10 protein-coding genes are annotated in these 16704 nt (G+C 72.5%); 8 read left to right on the forward strand and 2 right to left on the reverse strand.

Annotated elements, in window-relative coordinates:
* Positions 1 to 2 precede the first annotated feature (2 nt).
* The 5 genes from OG802_RS01910 (at position 3) to OG802_RS01930 (ending at position 7440) form a co-directional block, all read left to right on the forward strand.
* On the forward strand, positions 3 to 1364 hold the full coding sequence (locus OG802_RS01910; protein ID WP_443055162.1) for a maltokinase N-terminal cap-like domain-containing protein: 1362 nt from the start codon (positions 3 to 5) through the stop codon (positions 1362 to 1364).
* A 5-nt stretch (positions 1365 to 1369) separates the two neighbouring features.
* On the forward strand, positions 1370 to 3574 hold the full coding sequence (glgB, locus tag OG802_RS01915) for a 1,4-alpha-glucan branching enzyme (protein ID WP_329406490.1): 2205 nt from the start codon (positions 1370 to 1372) through the stop codon (positions 3572 to 3574).
* A 57-nt stretch (positions 3575 to 3631) separates the two neighbouring features.
* Positions 3632 to 4720, forward strand: coding sequence for a glutamate--cysteine ligase 2 (locus OG802_RS01920; protein ID WP_329406491.1), 1089 nt, complete (start codon positions 3632 to 3634; stop codon positions 4718 to 4720).
* A gap of 144 nt (positions 4721 to 4864) precedes the next feature.
* The gene (locus OG802_RS01925; protein ID WP_329406493.1) at positions 4865 to 6766 is read left to right on the forward strand and encodes an AMP-dependent synthetase/ligase; all 1902 of its coding nucleotides are present in this window, start codon (positions 4865 to 4867) and stop codon (positions 6764 to 6766) included.
* A gap of 227 nt (positions 6767 to 6993) precedes the next feature.
* Entirely contained in the window at positions 6994 to 7440 is a 447-nt protein-coding gene (locus OG802_RS01930; protein WP_329406495.1) for an ATP-binding protein, read from the forward strand.
* A 174-nt stretch (positions 7441 to 7614) separates the two neighbouring features.
* Here OG802_RS01930 and OG802_RS01935 read toward each other — a convergent pair whose 3' ends face one another.
* The gene (locus tag OG802_RS01935) at positions 7615 to 7986 is read right to left on the reverse strand and encodes a PRC-barrel domain containing protein (protein WP_329406498.1); all 372 of its coding nucleotides are present in this window, start codon (positions 7984 to 7986) and stop codon (positions 7615 to 7617) included.
* Positions 7987 to 8512: 526 nt separating this feature from the next.
* On the opposite strand from OG802_RS01935, the gene OG802_RS01940 reads away from it, so the two are divergent.
* From OG802_RS01940 to OG802_RS01950, 3 genes are all read left to right on the forward strand, one after another.
* Positions 8513 to 12793 (forward strand): HAMP domain-containing protein, encoded by a 4281-nt coding sequence (locus OG802_RS01940; RefSeq protein WP_329406500.1) that lies wholly within the window; start codon positions 8513 to 8515, stop codon positions 12791 to 12793.
* A 172-nt stretch (positions 12794 to 12965) separates the two neighbouring features.
* The gene (locus tag OG802_RS01945) at positions 12966 to 15341 is read left to right on the forward strand and encodes a SpoIIE family protein phosphatase (protein WP_329416899.1); all 2376 of its coding nucleotides are present in this window, start codon (positions 12966 to 12968) and stop codon (positions 15339 to 15341) included.
* 232 nt (positions 15342 to 15573) lie between these two features.
* The gene (locus tag OG802_RS01950; protein WP_329406502.1) at positions 15574 to 15960 is read left to right on the forward strand and encodes an STAS domain-containing protein; all 387 of its coding nucleotides are present in this window, start codon (positions 15574 to 15576) and stop codon (positions 15958 to 15960) included.
* A gap of 254 nt (positions 15961 to 16214) precedes the next feature.
* Here the strand turns inward: OG802_RS01950 and OG802_RS01955 are convergent, their stop codons facing one another.
* Positions 16215 to 16646 (reverse strand): MarR family winged helix-turn-helix transcriptional regulator, encoded by a 432-nt coding sequence (locus tag OG802_RS01955; protein WP_329406504.1) that lies wholly within the window; start codon positions 16644 to 16646, stop codon positions 16215 to 16217.
* Positions 16647 to 16704: the final 58 nt, after the last annotated feature.

Here is a 16704-nt window from a genome sequence, read left to right on the forward strand (position 1 = left end):
CCGTGACGAGGACCGCACCCCTGCGACCGGGCAGCGCGAACGCCGTCCGCACCGCCGGACCGCTCGCCGCGCTGCTGTGCGAGTGGCTGCCCCGGCAGCGCTGGTTCGCCGGCAAGGACCGGCCGCTCACCGATCTGCGCATGCTGTCGATGACGGAGCTGTATCCGGGCTGTCTGCACCTGCTCGTGCACGCCGACCAGTCGGGGGTCCCGACCCCCGGCGGCACTCCCCCGGCCGGCGACTGCTACCAGTTGCTGCTGGGCGTTCAGGAGCATCTGTCGCCGCGGCTGGGGCGCGCGCTGATCGGCAGGGTCGAGGAAGGGCCGCTGGCGGGGCTGACGGTCCACGACGCGTTGCAGGACCCCCGGTCGGCTCAGCTGCTGCTGGAGCGGATGCGTCATCCCGGCGTCCTGGGTCCGCTGTGCTTCGAGTCGGACCCGTCCGTGTCGCTGCCCCCCGGGCTCGCGCCGCGTCTGCTGGAGGCCGAGCAGTCCAACACCTCGCTGGTGTACGGGGACGCGTTCATCCTGAAGATCTTCCGGCGCGTCCAGCCCGGGGTGAACCCCGATCTGGAGGTGCCGGTCGCGCTGGCCGGGCAGGGGTGCGGGCGGGTGCCCGCACCCGTCGCCTGGTTCCGCACGACGCATCCGCAGGAGGCCACCCTCGGCGTGCTCCAGCCGTTCCTGCCCGACGCCTCGGACGGCTGGACGCTGGCGTTGCGGGCCCTGGCCCGGGGCGAGGACTTCACGGCCGAGGCCGAGGAACTGGGCCGGGCCACCGCGGACGTCCACCTGGCGCTGGCCGCGGCGCTGCCGGCCGGGCCGGACGCCGAGGACGGACGCACCGCCGCGGCGATGACCGAGCGGCTGGAGGCGGCCGCGCACCATGTGCCGGCGCTGCGGCCGTTCGTTCCGGGGCTGACCACCGCCTTCGGCGCGCTCGCGGTGTGCGACTCCGGTCCGCCCGCCCAGCGCATCCACGGCGACCTGCATCTCGGCCAGGTCCTGCGCGCCGGGCGCGACTGGTTCGTCATCGACTTCGAGGGCGAGCCGTCGCGTCCGCTGGCCGAGCGGCGCAGCGCCCACTCCCCGGTCCGCGACATCGCCGGAATGCTGCGCTCCTTCGACTACGCCGCCCGCCAGCGCCGCCCGTGGCGGCCGGAGTGGGCACGGCGTTGCCGGGAGGCCTACTGCGCGGGCTACGCGGCCCGCGCGGGCTGGGACCCCCGGAAGAAACATGCCCTGTTGCGTGCCTACGAGACCGACCGAGCCGTGTACGAAGTGCTGTACGAGGCCCGTAACCGTCCCGACTGGCTGCCCGTACCCATGGCGGCGATCGAACGACTCGCCGTCCGAGGAGGCTGACCCCCGTGGCCCTGCGTGACACTTCTCCGCCCGAGTCGGCCGGCCCCCGCCCGCGCACGGCGCCCGCGCTCGGTCCGGCCGATCGCGGCCGTCTGCTGTCGGGCGCCCATCACGATCCGCACGCGCTGCTGGGCGCACACCCGGTGCCGGGCGGCGTGCTGTTCCGGGCCCTGCGTCCCTTCGCGGACGCCGTGAGCGTGGTGATCGACGGCGTCGCCACGCCGCTGGCCTCCGAGGGCGACGGTCTGTTCGCCGCCGTGCTGCCCCTGGCCGGGACGCCCGCGTACACGCTGCTGGTGTCGTACGACGGCGTCGAGCACAAGGTGGACGACCCGTACCGCTTTCTGCCCGCCCTCGGCGACCTCGACCTGCATCTGATCCGCGAGGGCCGGCACGAGGAGCTGTGGAAGGCGCTCGGCGCGGAGCCGATGGCGCACCAGGGGGTGGCCGGCACCCGGTTCACGGTGTGGGCGCCGAACGCGCAGGGGGTGCGGGTCGCGGGGGACTTCTGCTTCTGGGACGGGACCGCCTTCCCGATGCGCTCGCTGGGCGCCAGCGGGGTGTGGGAGCTGTTCCTGCCCGGGATCGGCGAGGGCGCCCGCTACAAGTTCGAGATCACCTCCCGGCACGGGCACCGCTTCCTCAAGGCGGACCCGATGGCCCGGCGCTGCGAGGTGCCGCCGGACACCGCGTCGATCGTGCACGCCTCGCACTACGAGTGGGCGGACGAGGAGTGGATGGCGCACCGGGGCGACGTCCCCGTGCACGTGGCGCCGTTCTCGGTCTACGAGGTCCATCTGCCCTCCTGGCGACCGGGGCTGACGTACCGCCAGTTGGCCGAGGAGCTTCCCGCGTACGTCGGCGACCTCGGGTTCACCCATGTGGAGTTCATGCCGGTCGCGCAGCACCCGTTCTCCGGCTCCTGGGGCTACCAGGTCACCGGGTTCTACGCGCCGGCCTCCCGGCTCGGCACGCCGGACGACTTCAAGTACCTGGTGGACGCGCTGCACCGGGCGGGCATCGGCGTGATCGTGGACTGGGTGCCGGCGCACTTCCCCAAGGACGACTGGGCGCTGGGGCGCTTCGACGGGGACCCGCTGTACGAACCCGGTGACTCCCGGCGGGCCGAGCACCCGGACTGGGGCACCTTCGAGTTCGACTTCGGGCGCGTGGAGGTGCGCAACTTCCTGGTGGCGAACGCCGCTTACTGGTGCGAGGAGTTCCATGTCGACGGGCTGCGGGTGGACGCCGTCGCCTCGATGCTCTACCTCGACTACTCGCGGGACTCCGGTCAGTGGGCGCCGAACGTGTTCGGCGGCCGGGAGGACCTGGACGCGATGGCGTTCCTCCAGGAGATGAACGCGACGGTGTACCGCCGCAGTCCGGGCGTCGTCACCATCGCGGAGGAGTCGACCGCCTGGGAGGGCGTCACCCGGCCGACCGACAGCGGCGGGCTGGGGTTCGGGCTGAAGTGGAACATGGGCTGGATGCACGACTCGTTGCAGTACATCGCCAAGGAGCCGGTGCACCGCAAGTACCACCACAACGAGATGACGTTCTCGATGGTGTACGCGTACAGCGAGAACTACGTGCTGCCCATCTCCCACGACGAGGTCGTCCACGGCAAGCAGGCGCTGGTCTCCAAGATGCCCGGCGACTGGTGGCAGCGGCGCGCCAACCACCGCGCCTACCTGGGCTTCATGTGGGCCCACCCCGGCAAGCAGCTCCTGTTCATGGGGCAGGAGTTCGCGCAGGGCGCGGAGTGGTCGGAGGAGCACGGGCCGGAGTGGTGGCTGCTGGACCCGGGTTACGCCTCGGCGGGCGATCACCGGGGTGTGCAGGACCTGGTGCGGGATCTGAACGCCGTCTACCGGGCGACCCCGGCGCTGTGGGAGCGGGACACGGACCCGGCCGGGTTCCGCTGGGTGCTGGGCGACGCGGCGGACGACAACGTCTTCGCGTTCCTGCGCCACGACGCCCGGGGCGGGCCGCTGCTCGCCGTCAGCAACTTCTCGCCGGTCGTGCGGCACGACTACCGGCTGGCCGTCCCCGGTGACGTCCCGGCCTGGCGCGAGGTGCTCAACACCGACGCCGCACGGTACGGCGGCAGCGGTGTCGGCGAAACCGGTCCGGTGGCGGCCGTCGAGGGCGGGCTCGGGCTGACGCTGCCGCCGCTGGCCACGGTGTGGCTGGTCCCCTCGTCCGCTTGAACACCGGCGGACGGGGCAGTCGGATGCGTACCACCCACCACAGGAAGGTCACCTCGCGTGCGCACCGTCGGAGTGGAGGAGGAGCTCCTCCTGGTCGACCCCGAGACCGGGGAGCCGCAGTCCCTGTCCGCCGCCGTCCTCGCCCGCGCCTCCCGGTGCGAGGCTGAGGACGACGTCTTCGAGAAGGAACTGCACAGCCAGATGCTCGAGTTCGGCACCCATCCGCAGTCCGGCATGGACGAGCTGGGCGCGGAGATCGTGCGCATCCGCGGGGAGGCGGCGCCGCACGCCCGGGAGGCCGGGTGCGCCGTCGCCGCGCTCGCCGCCTCGCCGCTTCCGGTGCGTCCCGCCATCAGCATGAACCGGCGATACCAGTGGATGGCGGAGCAGTACGGGATCGCCACGCGTGAGCAGATGGTGTGCGGCTGCCATGTGCATGTGTCCGTGGAGTCGGACGACGAGGGCGTGGCCGTGGTCGACCGCATCCGGCCGTGGCTGCCGGTGCTGATCGCGCTGAGCGGCAACTCGCCCTTCTGGCAGGGGCGGGAGACCGACTACGCCAGTTACCGCAGCCGGGTGTGGCAGCGCTGGCCGTCGGCGGGGCCGACCGAGCTGTTCGGCTCGGCCGAGCGCTACCGCCGGCGGGTGGCGGACATGGTGGACACGGGCACGATCCTCGACGAGGGCATGGTCTACTTCGACGCCCGGCTCTCGGCGCGCTATCCGACGGTGGAGGTGCGGGTGGCGGACGTCTGCCTGCACGCGGACACCGCGGTGCTGGTCGCCACGCTGGTGCGCGGGCTCGTCGAGACGGCCGCCCGGGAGTGGCGTTCGGGGCGCGATCCCCTCGACCACAGTGTGAGCCTGCTGCGGCTGGCCAACTGGCAGGCGGCCCGTACCGGGCTCGGCGGCGACCTGCTGCACCCCGTGACCATGCGGCGCGCGCCCGCCGAGGCGGTCGTGCGGGCCCTGCTGGAACACGTGGAGGGCGCGCTGTCGGACAGCGGTGACCTGGAGCGGGCCCGGACGTCGTGCGCCGACCTGCTGCGGCACGGCAGCGGGGCCCGGATCCAGCGCGAGGTGTGGGAGCGGACCGGCAGTCTGCGCGAGGTCGTGGCCGCCTGCGTCGAGCACACCCAGGCCTGAGGCGGGCGGCCTCGGGGCGAGATCATCAAGGCGGATTACTTATTCGTTCCTGGCCACAAGTGGTCTTACCTGGGCTACATTCGACCACCGCCGATGACAGTCCTCGTCGGCGGAGTCACAGCCCGTACACGTCAGGAGCAGCGCATGCGCGACTTCGCCCTCGCTCCCCCAGCCGCCTCGCCCCTGACCGGAGGGCTCGCCGACAGCGTTTTCGAGACAGCCGCCCGCACCCCCGCGCTGCCGGTGCTCGCCCGGCGCGCGGCAGGGGCGGGCGGCTGGGAAGAGGTCACCGCCGTCGAGCTGCGCGACGAAGTCGTCGATCTCGCCAAGGGGTTCGTGGCGTCCGGCATCTCGCCGGGGCACCGCGTCGCCGTCATGGCGCGCACCCGGTACGAGTGGACGGTGCTGTGTCACGCGCTGTGGGCGGTGGGCGCGGAGGTGGTGCCCGTGTACCCGACGTCCTCGCGCGAGCAGGTCGAGTGGATCCTGCGCGACGCCCGCTGCGTCGGGGTGGTCGTCGAGGACGAACAGAGCGTCATGACCGTGGGATCGGTGTGCGCGGCCCTGCCGGCGCTGCGGCACGTATGGCAGTTGGACGCGGGGGCGCTCGAACAGCTCACGCAGCGCGGCGAGTCGGTCGCGCTGACCACGGTGAACTCGCTGCGCCGGATCGTGCTGCCGGACTCCACGGCGGTGATCGCCTACACGTCCGGCACCTCCGGGCGGCAGCTGGGCTGTGCGCTGAGCCACCGCAGCCTGGCCAGTCCGTGCGACACGCTCCTGGCCGGCTGGGGGCACACGGCGGCGCCCGAGGGCGAGCAGGCGAGCGTCCTCGCCTTCCTGCCGTTCTCCCATGTCTACGGGCTGATGATCCAGGGCCTGTGCCTGCGCGGGGGCATCCTGATGGGCCACGAGCCGGACCTCGCCGCAGAGTCGCTCACGGAGTCGCTGCGCACCTTCCGTCCCACGTATCTCTACGCGGTCCCCTCGGTGTTCGAGAAGATCTACAAGAACTTCCTGCGGGTGGCCCAGGAGGCGGGCCGCGGCGCGCTGTTCGAGCGGGCGGCGGAGACGGCCCGGGTCTTCGCGGCGGCCGTCGAGCGGCAGCGTCTGGGCCGCGGCTCGGGTCCGGGGCTCGATCTGCGGTTGCAGCACGCCGTGTTCGAGCGGACGGTGTACCGCAGGCTCCGGGCCGCGCTCGGCGGCCGGGTTCACCGCGCGACGTCGGGCGGCTCGCCCCTCCACCGCGACCTGTCCCTCTTCTACGAGGGCATCGGCATCTACGTGCACGACGGGTACGGCCTGACCGAGACCGGCGGCGGGATCACGATGCAGCCGCTCGGCCGGGAGAAGTCGGGCACCGTCGGGCAGCCCCTGCCGGGCACGGAGGTGCGGGTGGCGAGCGACGGGGAGATCCTGGTGCGCGGCCCGTCGGTCTTCCAGGGCTATGTCAACGACGAGGCGGCGACGCGGGCGGCCCTGTCGGGGGGCTGGCTGGCCACGGGCGACCTCGGCTACCTGGACTCCGACGGCTACCTCACCATCACCGGCCGCAAGAAGGACGTCATCATCACCAGCGGCGGCAAGAGCGTGGCGCCGACCGCGCTGGAACAGCGGCTGAGGATGCATCCGCTCGTCCACCAGGCGGTGGTGGTGGGCGACAACCGGCCCTGCGTGGGGGCGCTGATCACCCTGGACCCCGACTTCCTGGCGCACTGGCGCGGCAGCCTGACGCTGCACGGCGACAAGCAGAGCCGGGAGGCGCGGGAGGAGAACGCGCTGCGGGAGGAGATCGGGCGGGCGGTGGCCGCCGCCAACAGCGCGGTGTCCCGTTCCGAGTCGATCCGGGCGTTCCGCATCCTGCCGCAGCCCTTCGACCAGGCCAACGGACTGCTCACCCCCTCGATGAAGCTGCGCCGCGACTCGATCGTGACGCACTACGCGGCGGAGATCGAGGCGATGTACCAGGCCCGTGCGCGGCTGCCCCGGCAGGGGCCCCAGGAGGAGGTCCTCAGCTGGGACGACGCGGACGACGTGTTCCGCTGAGCCGGGTCGGGCAGCTCGCACGGACGCGCGGTGGCCGTCCGGTCACGGACGGTCCGGATCGGCGCGGCGCGTCCGCGAGGGCCGTCGCCCGCGGCCCGGCCGGGGCGCAGGCTGCGGCGAGACGGACGCGTAGCCTGGGCAGCCCCGGGAACCCAGCAAGGGGCGAAGCCAGAGCGAGTCGCACGAGAAAGGACGACGGTCCGGCCGAGGCGGGACCGCACACTGACATGGCAACCGAGCCGCGGGGTAACGAAGCATTGTCCTCCTGGGCGATTCCGAGCCGAACGGCCCGTTTTGCGGGTGAACCGCATGACGTGACGGGTGCACGACTGACCACCGAGGAGTTCCTCCACGACCTGGCGCGGGCGTCGCCGCCGACGGCGCCGGAGTGCTGGCACGACATCGTGCTGATCGTCACGGAACTGGCCGCCAACGCCGTCCAGTACGCTCCGGGGCCGTTCGAGTTGCAGCTGCGGCGCACGTTCGACGGGGTGCACGTCACGGTGCACGACACCAACAGCACCCCGCCGACCCCGCGTCCCTTCCACCCCGACAGCGGTGGCGGGGGCATCGGCTGGTACCTGGTGCACACGCTGTGCAGCCAGGTCAGCGTGGTGACGGCGGACGAGGGCCAGGAGCCGGGCAAGGACGTCCACGTCTTCCTGCCCTGGTGAGCCGCACGGCGCAAGCACGGCGGGAGCACGGGACGACGGGTGTGCCGTGCGCGCTCCTCGTAGCGGCCGGCCGGCCTCGCGGACCGGCGGGAACACGCTGATCGTCTTCCCGTGCGGCACGGCGGCGGACCGGCCGGCTCGCGGGCGTCCGCACGGTCGCGGACTCCCGCTCCCTCACGGCGACGACGTCCCCCGCGGGGCCGGCCGGCCGTAGTGCTCGCCGACGGCGGTGAGGTAGGCCGGGTCGCTCGTCTCGCTGTCGGTGCGGAAGCGGGGCGCCTCCTTCACCTCGTCCGCGGTGCAGGCCAAGGAGACCTCGCGGGCCTCGTGGTCGACGCCCTTCACCACGCCGACCGGGACGACGGCGCTCCTGCCGAACACCCAGACGCCGGTGTCGACGACGAGGTGCCGCATTCCCTGCGGGCCGGCCTCGCGTTCCACATGCCCGAGGGTCCCGTCGGCCGTCACGACGGCGTAGCCGGTGAGGTCCTGTCCCTCGACATGACCGCTGCCCGGCGCGTACGACCAGATTCCGTTGATGGTCACGCTGCTCCCTTCTCGCGTTCCACAGCTCCAACTACCCTGTCGGCGCAGCCGCATTCGGGGCGTGTCGGCCCGTTCCGGACGTCCCGCGGACGGGCAGGACGCCCGCGCGCGCCGCACACGGAGAGCCGGCGGCGACACCCGCGCGGGTCGCGGGTGCGGGGGGCGCAGAGGGGCCCCTGGGGGCCGGGCTGACCCGTGTCCGCGGGACCGGGACCGGGGCCGCACCGCCTCTCCTCACCTTGGCTCCCGGACCGGCGCAGGCCGCCGACGCGGGTCAGAAACGTGTTTGGGTACCCCGTATCCGGCCAGGCATGCATGGTGTGCGCGGTCTGGAATTCCTGTGTGGACGAAGTGACGTCCGGCTTTGTTTCCGTGCGCTCCGGTGGGTTAGCCTGCGGCGGATTTCTCTCATCGCACACTTCCGTGAACTGCGGAAACACTGGCGCGACATGCGGGGCCGCCCACCCGGACGGCCCGGTTCCGAGTCCCCGACCGGGGGCTCCTGGGGAGCGGAACGAGGGTACGCATGACCAGCAACGCGACCGAGCCGTTGGACACGGTTCCCGGCGACCACGAGCTCCGCCAGCTCCTGGCCGGCCTGACGGCCGTCCGGGACGGGGACTTCGGCACCCGCCTGCCCACCGACGGCGACGGTCTCATGGGCGACATCGCCACGGTCTTCAACGGCATGGTCGACCAGCTGTCGGTCTTCACGTCGGAGGTCACCCGGGTGGCCCGGGAGGTGGGTACCGAGGGCACGCTGGGGGGCCAGGCCGAGGTGCCCGGGGTGTCCGGGACCTGGGCGGACCTCACGGACTCCGTGAACGCCATGGCCGGCAACCTGACCACGCAGGTGCGCGACATCGCGCAGGTGGCGACGGCGGTGGCCAAGGGCGACCTCTCCCAGAAGATCGACGTGCCGGCCCGTGGCGAGATCCTCCAGCTGAAGGAGACCGTCAACACGATGGTCGACCAGCTGTCCGCGTTCGCCGACGAGGTCACCCGCGTCGCGCGCGAGGTGGGCACCGAAGGACGCCTCGGCGGCCAGGCGCAGGTGCCGGGCGTGGCCGGCGTGTGGCGCGACCTCACCGATTCGGTCAACTTCATGGCCGGGAACCTGACCAACCAGGTCCGCAACGTCGCCCAGGTGACGACGGCGGTGGCCAAGGGCGACCTCTCCCAGAAGATCACCGTCGACGCCCGCGGCGAGATCCTGGAACTCAAGAACACCATCAACACGATGGTCGACCAGCTCTCCGCCTTCGCCGACGAGGTCACCCGCGTCGCCCGCGAGGTCGGCACCGAAGGACGCCTCGGCGGCCAGGCGGACGTCAAGGGCGTCAAGGGCACCTGGCGGGACCTCACCGACTCCGTGAACTTCATGGCCGGGAACCTGACCAACCAGGTCCGCAACGTCGCCCAGGTGGCGACCGCGGTGGCCAAGGGCGACCTCTCCCAGAAGATCACCGTCGACGCCCGCGGCGAGATCCTGGAACTCAAGAACACCATCAACACGATGGTCGACCAGCTCTCCGCCTTCGCCGACGAGGTCACCCGCGTCGCCCGCGAGGTCGGCACGGCCGGCAACCTGGGCGGTCAGGCCACGGTCCGCGGGGTGTCGGGCACGTGGAAGGACCTCACCGACAACGTCAACGTGATGGCGTCGAACCTGACGGGCCAGGTGCGCTCCATCGCCCAGGTGGCCACCGCCGTGGCCCGCGGCGACCTGTCGCAGAAGATCACCGTCGAGGCCAAGGGCGAGGTCGCCGCGCTGGCCGATGTGATCAACACCATGGTGGACACGCTGTCCGCGTTCGCCGACGAGGTCACCCGCGTCGCCCGCGAGGTCGGCACCGAGGGACGCCTCGGCGGCCAGGCACAGGTCCCGAACGTGGCCGGCACCTGGAAGGACCTCACCGACAACGTCAACTCGATGGCCAACAACCTCACCGGCCAGGTGCGCAACATCGCGCTGGTGACCACGGCCGTGGCCCGCGGCGACCTCTCGAAGAAGATCGACGTCGACGCCCGCGGCGAGATCCTCGAACTGAAGACGACCATCAACACGATGGTCGACCAGCTCTCCGCCTTCGCCGACGAGGTCACCCGCGTCGCCCGCGAGGTCGGCACCGAGGGACGCCTCGGCGGCCAGGCCGAGGTGGAGGGCGTCTCCGGCACCTGGAAGCGCCTCACGGAGAACGTGAACGAACTGGCCGGGAACCTGACCCGGCAGGTCCGCGCGATCGCCGAGGTCACCAGCGCCGTCGCGGAGGGCGACCTCACCCGGTCGATCACCGTGGTGGCGTCCGGCGAGGTCGCCGACCTCAAGGACAACATCAACTCCATGGTGGAGTCCCTGCGCGAGACCACCCGGGCCAACCAGGAACAGGACTGGCTCAAGACCAACCTGGCGCGCATCTCGGGTCTCATGCAGGGCCACCGCGACCTGCCGGTGGTCGCCGAGCTGATCATGGACGAGCTGGTGCCGCTGGTGTCGGCCCAGTTCGGCGCCTTCCACCTCGCCGAGGACGGGCCCGACGGCCCCGAGCTGCGGCTCGTGGGCGCCTACGGCTACCCCGCCGACGACACCCGCCCCACCCGCATCCCCTTCGGCCGCTCCCTCGTCGGCCAGGCCGCGCGCAGCCGCCGTACGATCACCGTCGACGAGCTGCCGCCCGGCTACGTCACCGTCTCCTCGGGCCTGGGCGAGGTCGAGCCCAGCGCCCTGCTCCTGCTGCCCATCGTCTTCGAGGGCCAGGTGCTCGGCGTGATCGAGCTGGCGTCGGTCACCGCCTTCACCCAGACGCACGTGGACTTCCTGGAGCAGCTGCGGGTGACCATCGGCGTCAACGTCAACACCATCGTCGCGAACGCGCGCACCGACGAGCTGCTCGACGAGTCGCAGCGGCTGACCGCCGAACTCCAGGCCCGTTCGGCCGAGTTGCAGTCACAGCAGGAGGAACTCCAGCACTCCAACGCCGAACTGGAGGAGAAGGCCTCGCTGCTGGTGGCGCAGAACCGCGACATCGAGGCGAAGAACCTCCAGATCGAGCAGGCACGGCAGGAACTGGAGGCGCGCGCGCAGCAGTTGTCGCTGGCGTCGAAGTACAAGTCGGAGTTCCTGGCGAACATGAGCCACGAGCTGCGCACCCCGCTCAACAGCCTGCTCATCCTGGCCCAGTTGCTGGCGCAGAACCCCTCGCGCAACCTCACCCCGAAGCAGGTCGAGTACGCGGGCATCATCCACTCGGCCGGCTCGGACCTGCTGCAACTGATCAACGACATCCTGGACCTGTCGAAGGTCGAGGCCGGCAAGATGGACGTCTCGCCGGAGCGGGTCTCGCTGCGGCAGCTCATCGAGTACGTCGAGGCCACGTTCCGGCCGATGACGTCGCAGAAGAGCCTGGAGTTCACCGTCGACACGGCCGCCGGCGCCCCGGCGGACCTGCTCACCGACGACTCACGGCTGCGTCAGGTGCTGCGCAACCTGCTGTCGAACGCGGTGAAGTTCACCGAGCAGGGCCGCGTGGAGCTGCGCATCGAGCCGGCCTCCGACGAGGAGGTGCCCGGCGGTGTGGTGCGCGGCGGCACGATCGTGGCGTTCCGGGTGAAGGACACCGGCATCGGCATCCCCGAGCAGCAGCTGGAGACCATCTTCGGCGCCTTCCAGCAGGCGGACGGCACCACCAGCCGCAAGTACGGCGGCACGGGACTCGGGCTGTCCATCACCCGTGAGATCGCACATCTGCTGGGCGGCGCGGTGACGGTGGACAGCACGCCGGGGCGCGGCAGCACGTTCACGCTCTATCTGCCGGTGGCGCGGCGGGACTTCCAGGAGGTCATCGACGGCGGCCGGCCGGTGGAGCGGGTCGTGGGCGAACCGCCCGCGGCGATCCCGGCCGGCGTCCAGGGCGTGCCGCTCGCGGCCGGTCCGGCGGCCCGGCGCCCGCGCAGACTGCTGGTGGTGGAGGAGCGGCCCCGCGGTCTGCTGACGCTGGTGGCCGAGAGCGTCGTCGCGGACATGGCGCGCGGCCGCGAGGACGGCACGTCGGCGGCCCCCGTCGACATCGTCACCGCGGTCGGGGCGCACGAGGCGGCGGGGGCGCTGGCCGCGGAGCCGTGCCACTGCGTCGTCCTGGAACTGGGCATGCCCGACGCCGAGGCCTCGCGCTTCCTGGAGGCCCTGCACAACGACTCGGCGCTGACCGGGGTGCCGGTGCTCGTGCACAGCGGGCACCGGGCGGACCTCGCCCAGGAGCGGAGTCTGCAGTCGCGTGCCGCGGGCAAGCCGATGGAGTTCCTCTCCAGCCTGGACGAGCTGCGCGAGCGCATCACGCTGCACCTGTCGGCCGAGCAGCCGGGCGACGTGCTGGCGCTGGTGCGGCCGGAGGAGCCGCAGCGGCCCGAGGGGCCGCCGCCGGTCGACGACGCCGTGGTGGGCCGCACGGTCCTCGTGGTCGACGACGACGCGCGCAACCTCTTCGCGCTCAGCGGCATCCTGGAGCTGCACGGCGTGCGGGTGCTGCACGCGGAGAACGGGCGCGAGGGGATCGACACCCTGCGCAACAACCCGGACATCGCGATGGTGCTGATGGACGTGATGATGCCCGAGATGGACGGGTACACGGCCACGGCCGAGATCCGCCGCATGCCCGAGTACGCCGAGCTGCCCATCGTCGCGGTGACCGCCAAGGCGATGCCCGGCGACCGGGAGAAGAGCCTCGCCTCAGGGGCCAGCGACTACGTCACCAAGCCGGTGGACACCCACGACCTCATGGCCTGCGTACGACGCTGGCTGACCGCCTGAGGACGTCCTGCCCGCCCCGCGCCCCAGGCGTCCCCAGCCGAGGAGACCGCACACCGTGACCATTCCCGCCCAGCCCACAGAATCCGGCGACGCCCGCTCGCTGCCGGCTCCGGTCGGCGCCGCCGGGGCCGCGACCGCCACGGCGGGCCCGACCGCGCCGGCCGGGCACGAGGTGGTGTCCGCGCAGGAGGCGGACCTGTCGGAGGCGGACGCCGGGACCTCCCCGGTGGGCCGGCTCGCCGCGACGGTGGACCGGCTGCGCCGGGAGGTGCGGGCGGCCCAGGCCGAGGCCGACGGGCGGGCCCTGGTCGAGCTGGCCAAGGGCATCCTCGTGGAGCGCCTGGGGTGCGGGCCGGCCGAGGCGGCGCAGCAGTTGACGGCGCTCGCCGAGCAGGCCGGCACCACCGCGCTGGAGTTCGCGGTGGACGTCATCAACCAGGCGGCCAAGGACCGCGTCTCGGAGGTGGCCGAGGCGTTCCTCGCCGCCGTGCGCGAGGCGGAGGATCCGGGGCAGGCGTCGACGGCGGTGCGGCTGCGGACCGCCGAGAGCGCGGCGCTGGCGGCCGCGCACGACACGCAGGCGGTCGCCGACTCGCTGCTCCAGCACGCGCTGGGCCCGCTGGGCGCGGTCGCCGTGGCGATCTGGGCGGTGGGCTCGGACGGCTCGCTGACGCTGGCCGGGAGCGCGGGCTTCTCCCCCGGCGAGGCGGAGCGCTGGCGGTACGTGCCGCCGGACGTGGCCACGGTGGCGCGCAACGCGCTCACCGAGGGGACGGCGCAGTGGATCGGTTCGCTCGAGCGGACCGGGCTGCCCACGGTGGGACGTCAGCTGCACCCCGACGGCGGGCGGGTCGCCGTGCCCGCCGCGACCGCCGGACGCGTCCAGGGGATCCTGGAGATCGCCTGGCCGGCGCCGCTGGCCCCGCAGCCTCCGCAGGTGGCGCGCCAGGTGGAGGCGCTCGCGGAGCTGTGCGCGCACACCCTCCAGTCGTACGCGTACGTGCGCGGGACCGATCAGCAGCCGGTCGTGCTGCCGGACGCGTCGGAGCTGATGGACCTCACGGACGGTCTGCACGATCCCGCCCTGGTGCTCGTGCCGCACGTCGACGGGGCGGGCAAGCTCCTGGACTTCCGCATCCAGCACGTCAACGACCGCTTCCTGGACCCGGCGGGCCGGCCACGGGCGGTGATCAACGGCGCTCTGCTGCTGGAGGCCTATCCGATGGCGGCGGGCGGGAGCGACCTGTTCCAGCGCATCGAGCGCGTCCACGCCACGGGCGAGCCGTTCCGGGCCCGCCGGATGAGTCTGACCGCGCTGGTCGGCGAGGTGCCGCTGGCGGCGGTGGCCGATCTCAGCATCAGCCGGCACGGCACCTGCGTGCTGCTGATCTGGCGGATCGAGGACGAGGCGGCGCGGCTGGCGAGCCTGTTGCAGAACGCGCAGCGGCTCGGACGCATCGGCGGTTTCGAGGAGGACCTCCTCACCGGCGAGACGACGTGGAACGGGCAGCTGTTCGCCCTGTACGGGCGGCCGCTGTCGAGCCCTCCGGTCCGCCTGGAGGAGCTGTCGGAGCACACCCACCCCGACGACGCGGTCGTCGTGGGGCGCCTGCTGCGCACCCTGCTGCACCACCGCAGGCCCGCCTCGGCCGCCTTCCGGCTGCAACGGCCGGACGGGGTGACCCGGCACATGCGGATCGTGGCCGAGCCGGTGCTGGACACCGACGGGCGGCTGGTCGCCGTGCGCGGGGCCTACCAGGACATCTCCTCCCAGCACTGGACGGAGGTGGCGCTGGCCGCCACCCGCGACCAGCTGGCGCAGACCGAGCAGCAGGCCAGTGAGCGCAGCCGGCTGGCGCTGCAACTCCAGCACGCCATCATGCCGCCCACCCGGGCCCCGCTGGAGGCGCCCGGTCTGCAGGTGGCCGTCCGCTATCGGCCGGCCGAGGAGGAGCACCTGGTGGGAGGGGACTGGTACGACGCCGTCGTGCTGCCCTCCGGGCTGGTGATGCTGTGCGTGGGCGACGTCGCCGGGCACGGCATCGAGGCGGCCACCAGCATGGTGGTGCTGCGCAACGCGCTGCGCGGGCTGGCGGTGACCGGGGCGGGGCCGGGGCAGCTGCTGTCGTGGCTCAACATCGTCGCCCACCATCTGACGGGCTCCATCACGGCCACGGCGGTGTGCGGTCTGTACGACCCGTCCCGGCACACCCTGCGCTGGGCCCGCGCGGGGCATCTGCCGCCGGTGCTGGTGCGGGACACCCAGGCGGCCCCGCTGCCCCTGCTGAGGGGGATGCTGCTGGGCGCGGTGCCGGACACGGAGTACGAGGAGGAGGAGGTCCAGCTCGCCGCGGACGACACCCTGCTCATGTACACGGACGGGCTGATCGAGCGGCGCGACCGGTCCGTGGAGGAGTCGCTGACGCAGTTGCTGGTGCAGGCCCGCACGGTGCCGCCGACGCTGGACCAGCAGCTGGACCGGCTGCTCACCTACAGCAGGTCCGACACGGACGACGACACCTGCATCGTGGGCATCAGGCTGCGGTAGGGCACGGCGGCCGCCCGGGACCGGCCGGCGGGGCACTGCCCTGATGCATGTCCTGACGATTCGGGGGTATCCGCTGGGCGCACCGACAGGCCGGGGATCGACGGGCGGAAAGGGGCTGGACCGGACCATGGGGAACGTCTCCGCGCCGTCCTTCGTCCCCGTCCGCCGTCCCGGCGTGTCGCTGCCGCCCGCCGGGGCAGAGCCCCCGACCGCCAGTTTTCCGGAGGAACACGTGTCCATCGCCCAGAACCCCCTGTCCGTCGAGGTCACCCTGCCTCGTGAGGACGTCGCCCTGGTCACGGTCGCGGGCCATCTCGATCTCGACACCGCGACCGAGTTCCAGGCCCATCTGGCGAACCAGCTGCATCACGGACGACGGCACTTCCTCATCGACCTCTCCGAGGTCCCGTTCATGGACTCGTCCGGGATGAACATCATCCTGCGGGTGTACCAGGAGGCGCGGGCTCTGCCCGGCAGCGTGCACGTGATCAATCCGACGCCGGCCGTGCGCCGCGTCCTGGACCTCACCGGGGTCAGCATCACCGTGCCGATATCGGACAAGCCGGAGCAGGCCCTGGAGCTGATCGACCAGCAGGCCGCAGGGTCCGCCGGGAGCTGAGCGGCGGCGGGCCGCCCGCGGGGCTCCGGCGCCGGCCCGCCCGGGAACGTCGCGGACACCCATGAACGCCGACCCATGCTGACCAGTGCCGGCCAATGCCGATGAATGCGCCATGAATGCCCATGAATGCCGATGAACGCTGCCCGACAGTTGTCATTTGACAACTGTGCCGGGCAGGCAACAGAGTGAGCGGGACAGATGCGGGAGGGATCACGGATGCGCCGGTGGGCGGACCCGATCACCCGGGAACGGCGTCAGGCGGTCCGGGCGTCAGCGGCGTCGGACTCGTGGATCTGCGCGGCCGCGGTCGCGCAGAACGCCTCCAGGCCCGTCAGCAGGGCGGCGCGCTGCGCCGCCGGCATCTGCTCCAGCACGTCCTCCAGCGCCGCCTCGCGGCGCGACCTGAGGCCGTCCAGGAAGGCGCTCCCCCGGCGGCTCAGGAACAGCTCCAGCTCCCGCCGGCTGCCGGCGGACGTGCGGCGCTCCACGAAGCCGACGGCCTGGAGCCGGTCGCACAGCCTGCTGGTGGACGGTGGAGTGGAACCGAGGGAGTCGGCGAGCGTGCGCAGGTTGATGCCCTCGTGGTGTTCGAGGATGAAGAGCACCCGCAGCTGGGAGGCCGAGACCGGCGCCGTGGAGGCCCGCCCCCAGAGGACTTCCAGCAGCTCCGACGCCTGCGAGGTCACACGCGCCACCTGGTGCGGCTGCGGGCGCGGGGAGCGTGAGGAGGGGGACGTCACGGTG

The organism is Streptomyces sp. NBC_00704 (genome assembly GCF_036226605.1).
Classification (GTDB): Bacteria; Actinomycetota; Actinomycetes; order Streptomycetales; family Streptomycetaceae; genus Streptomyces.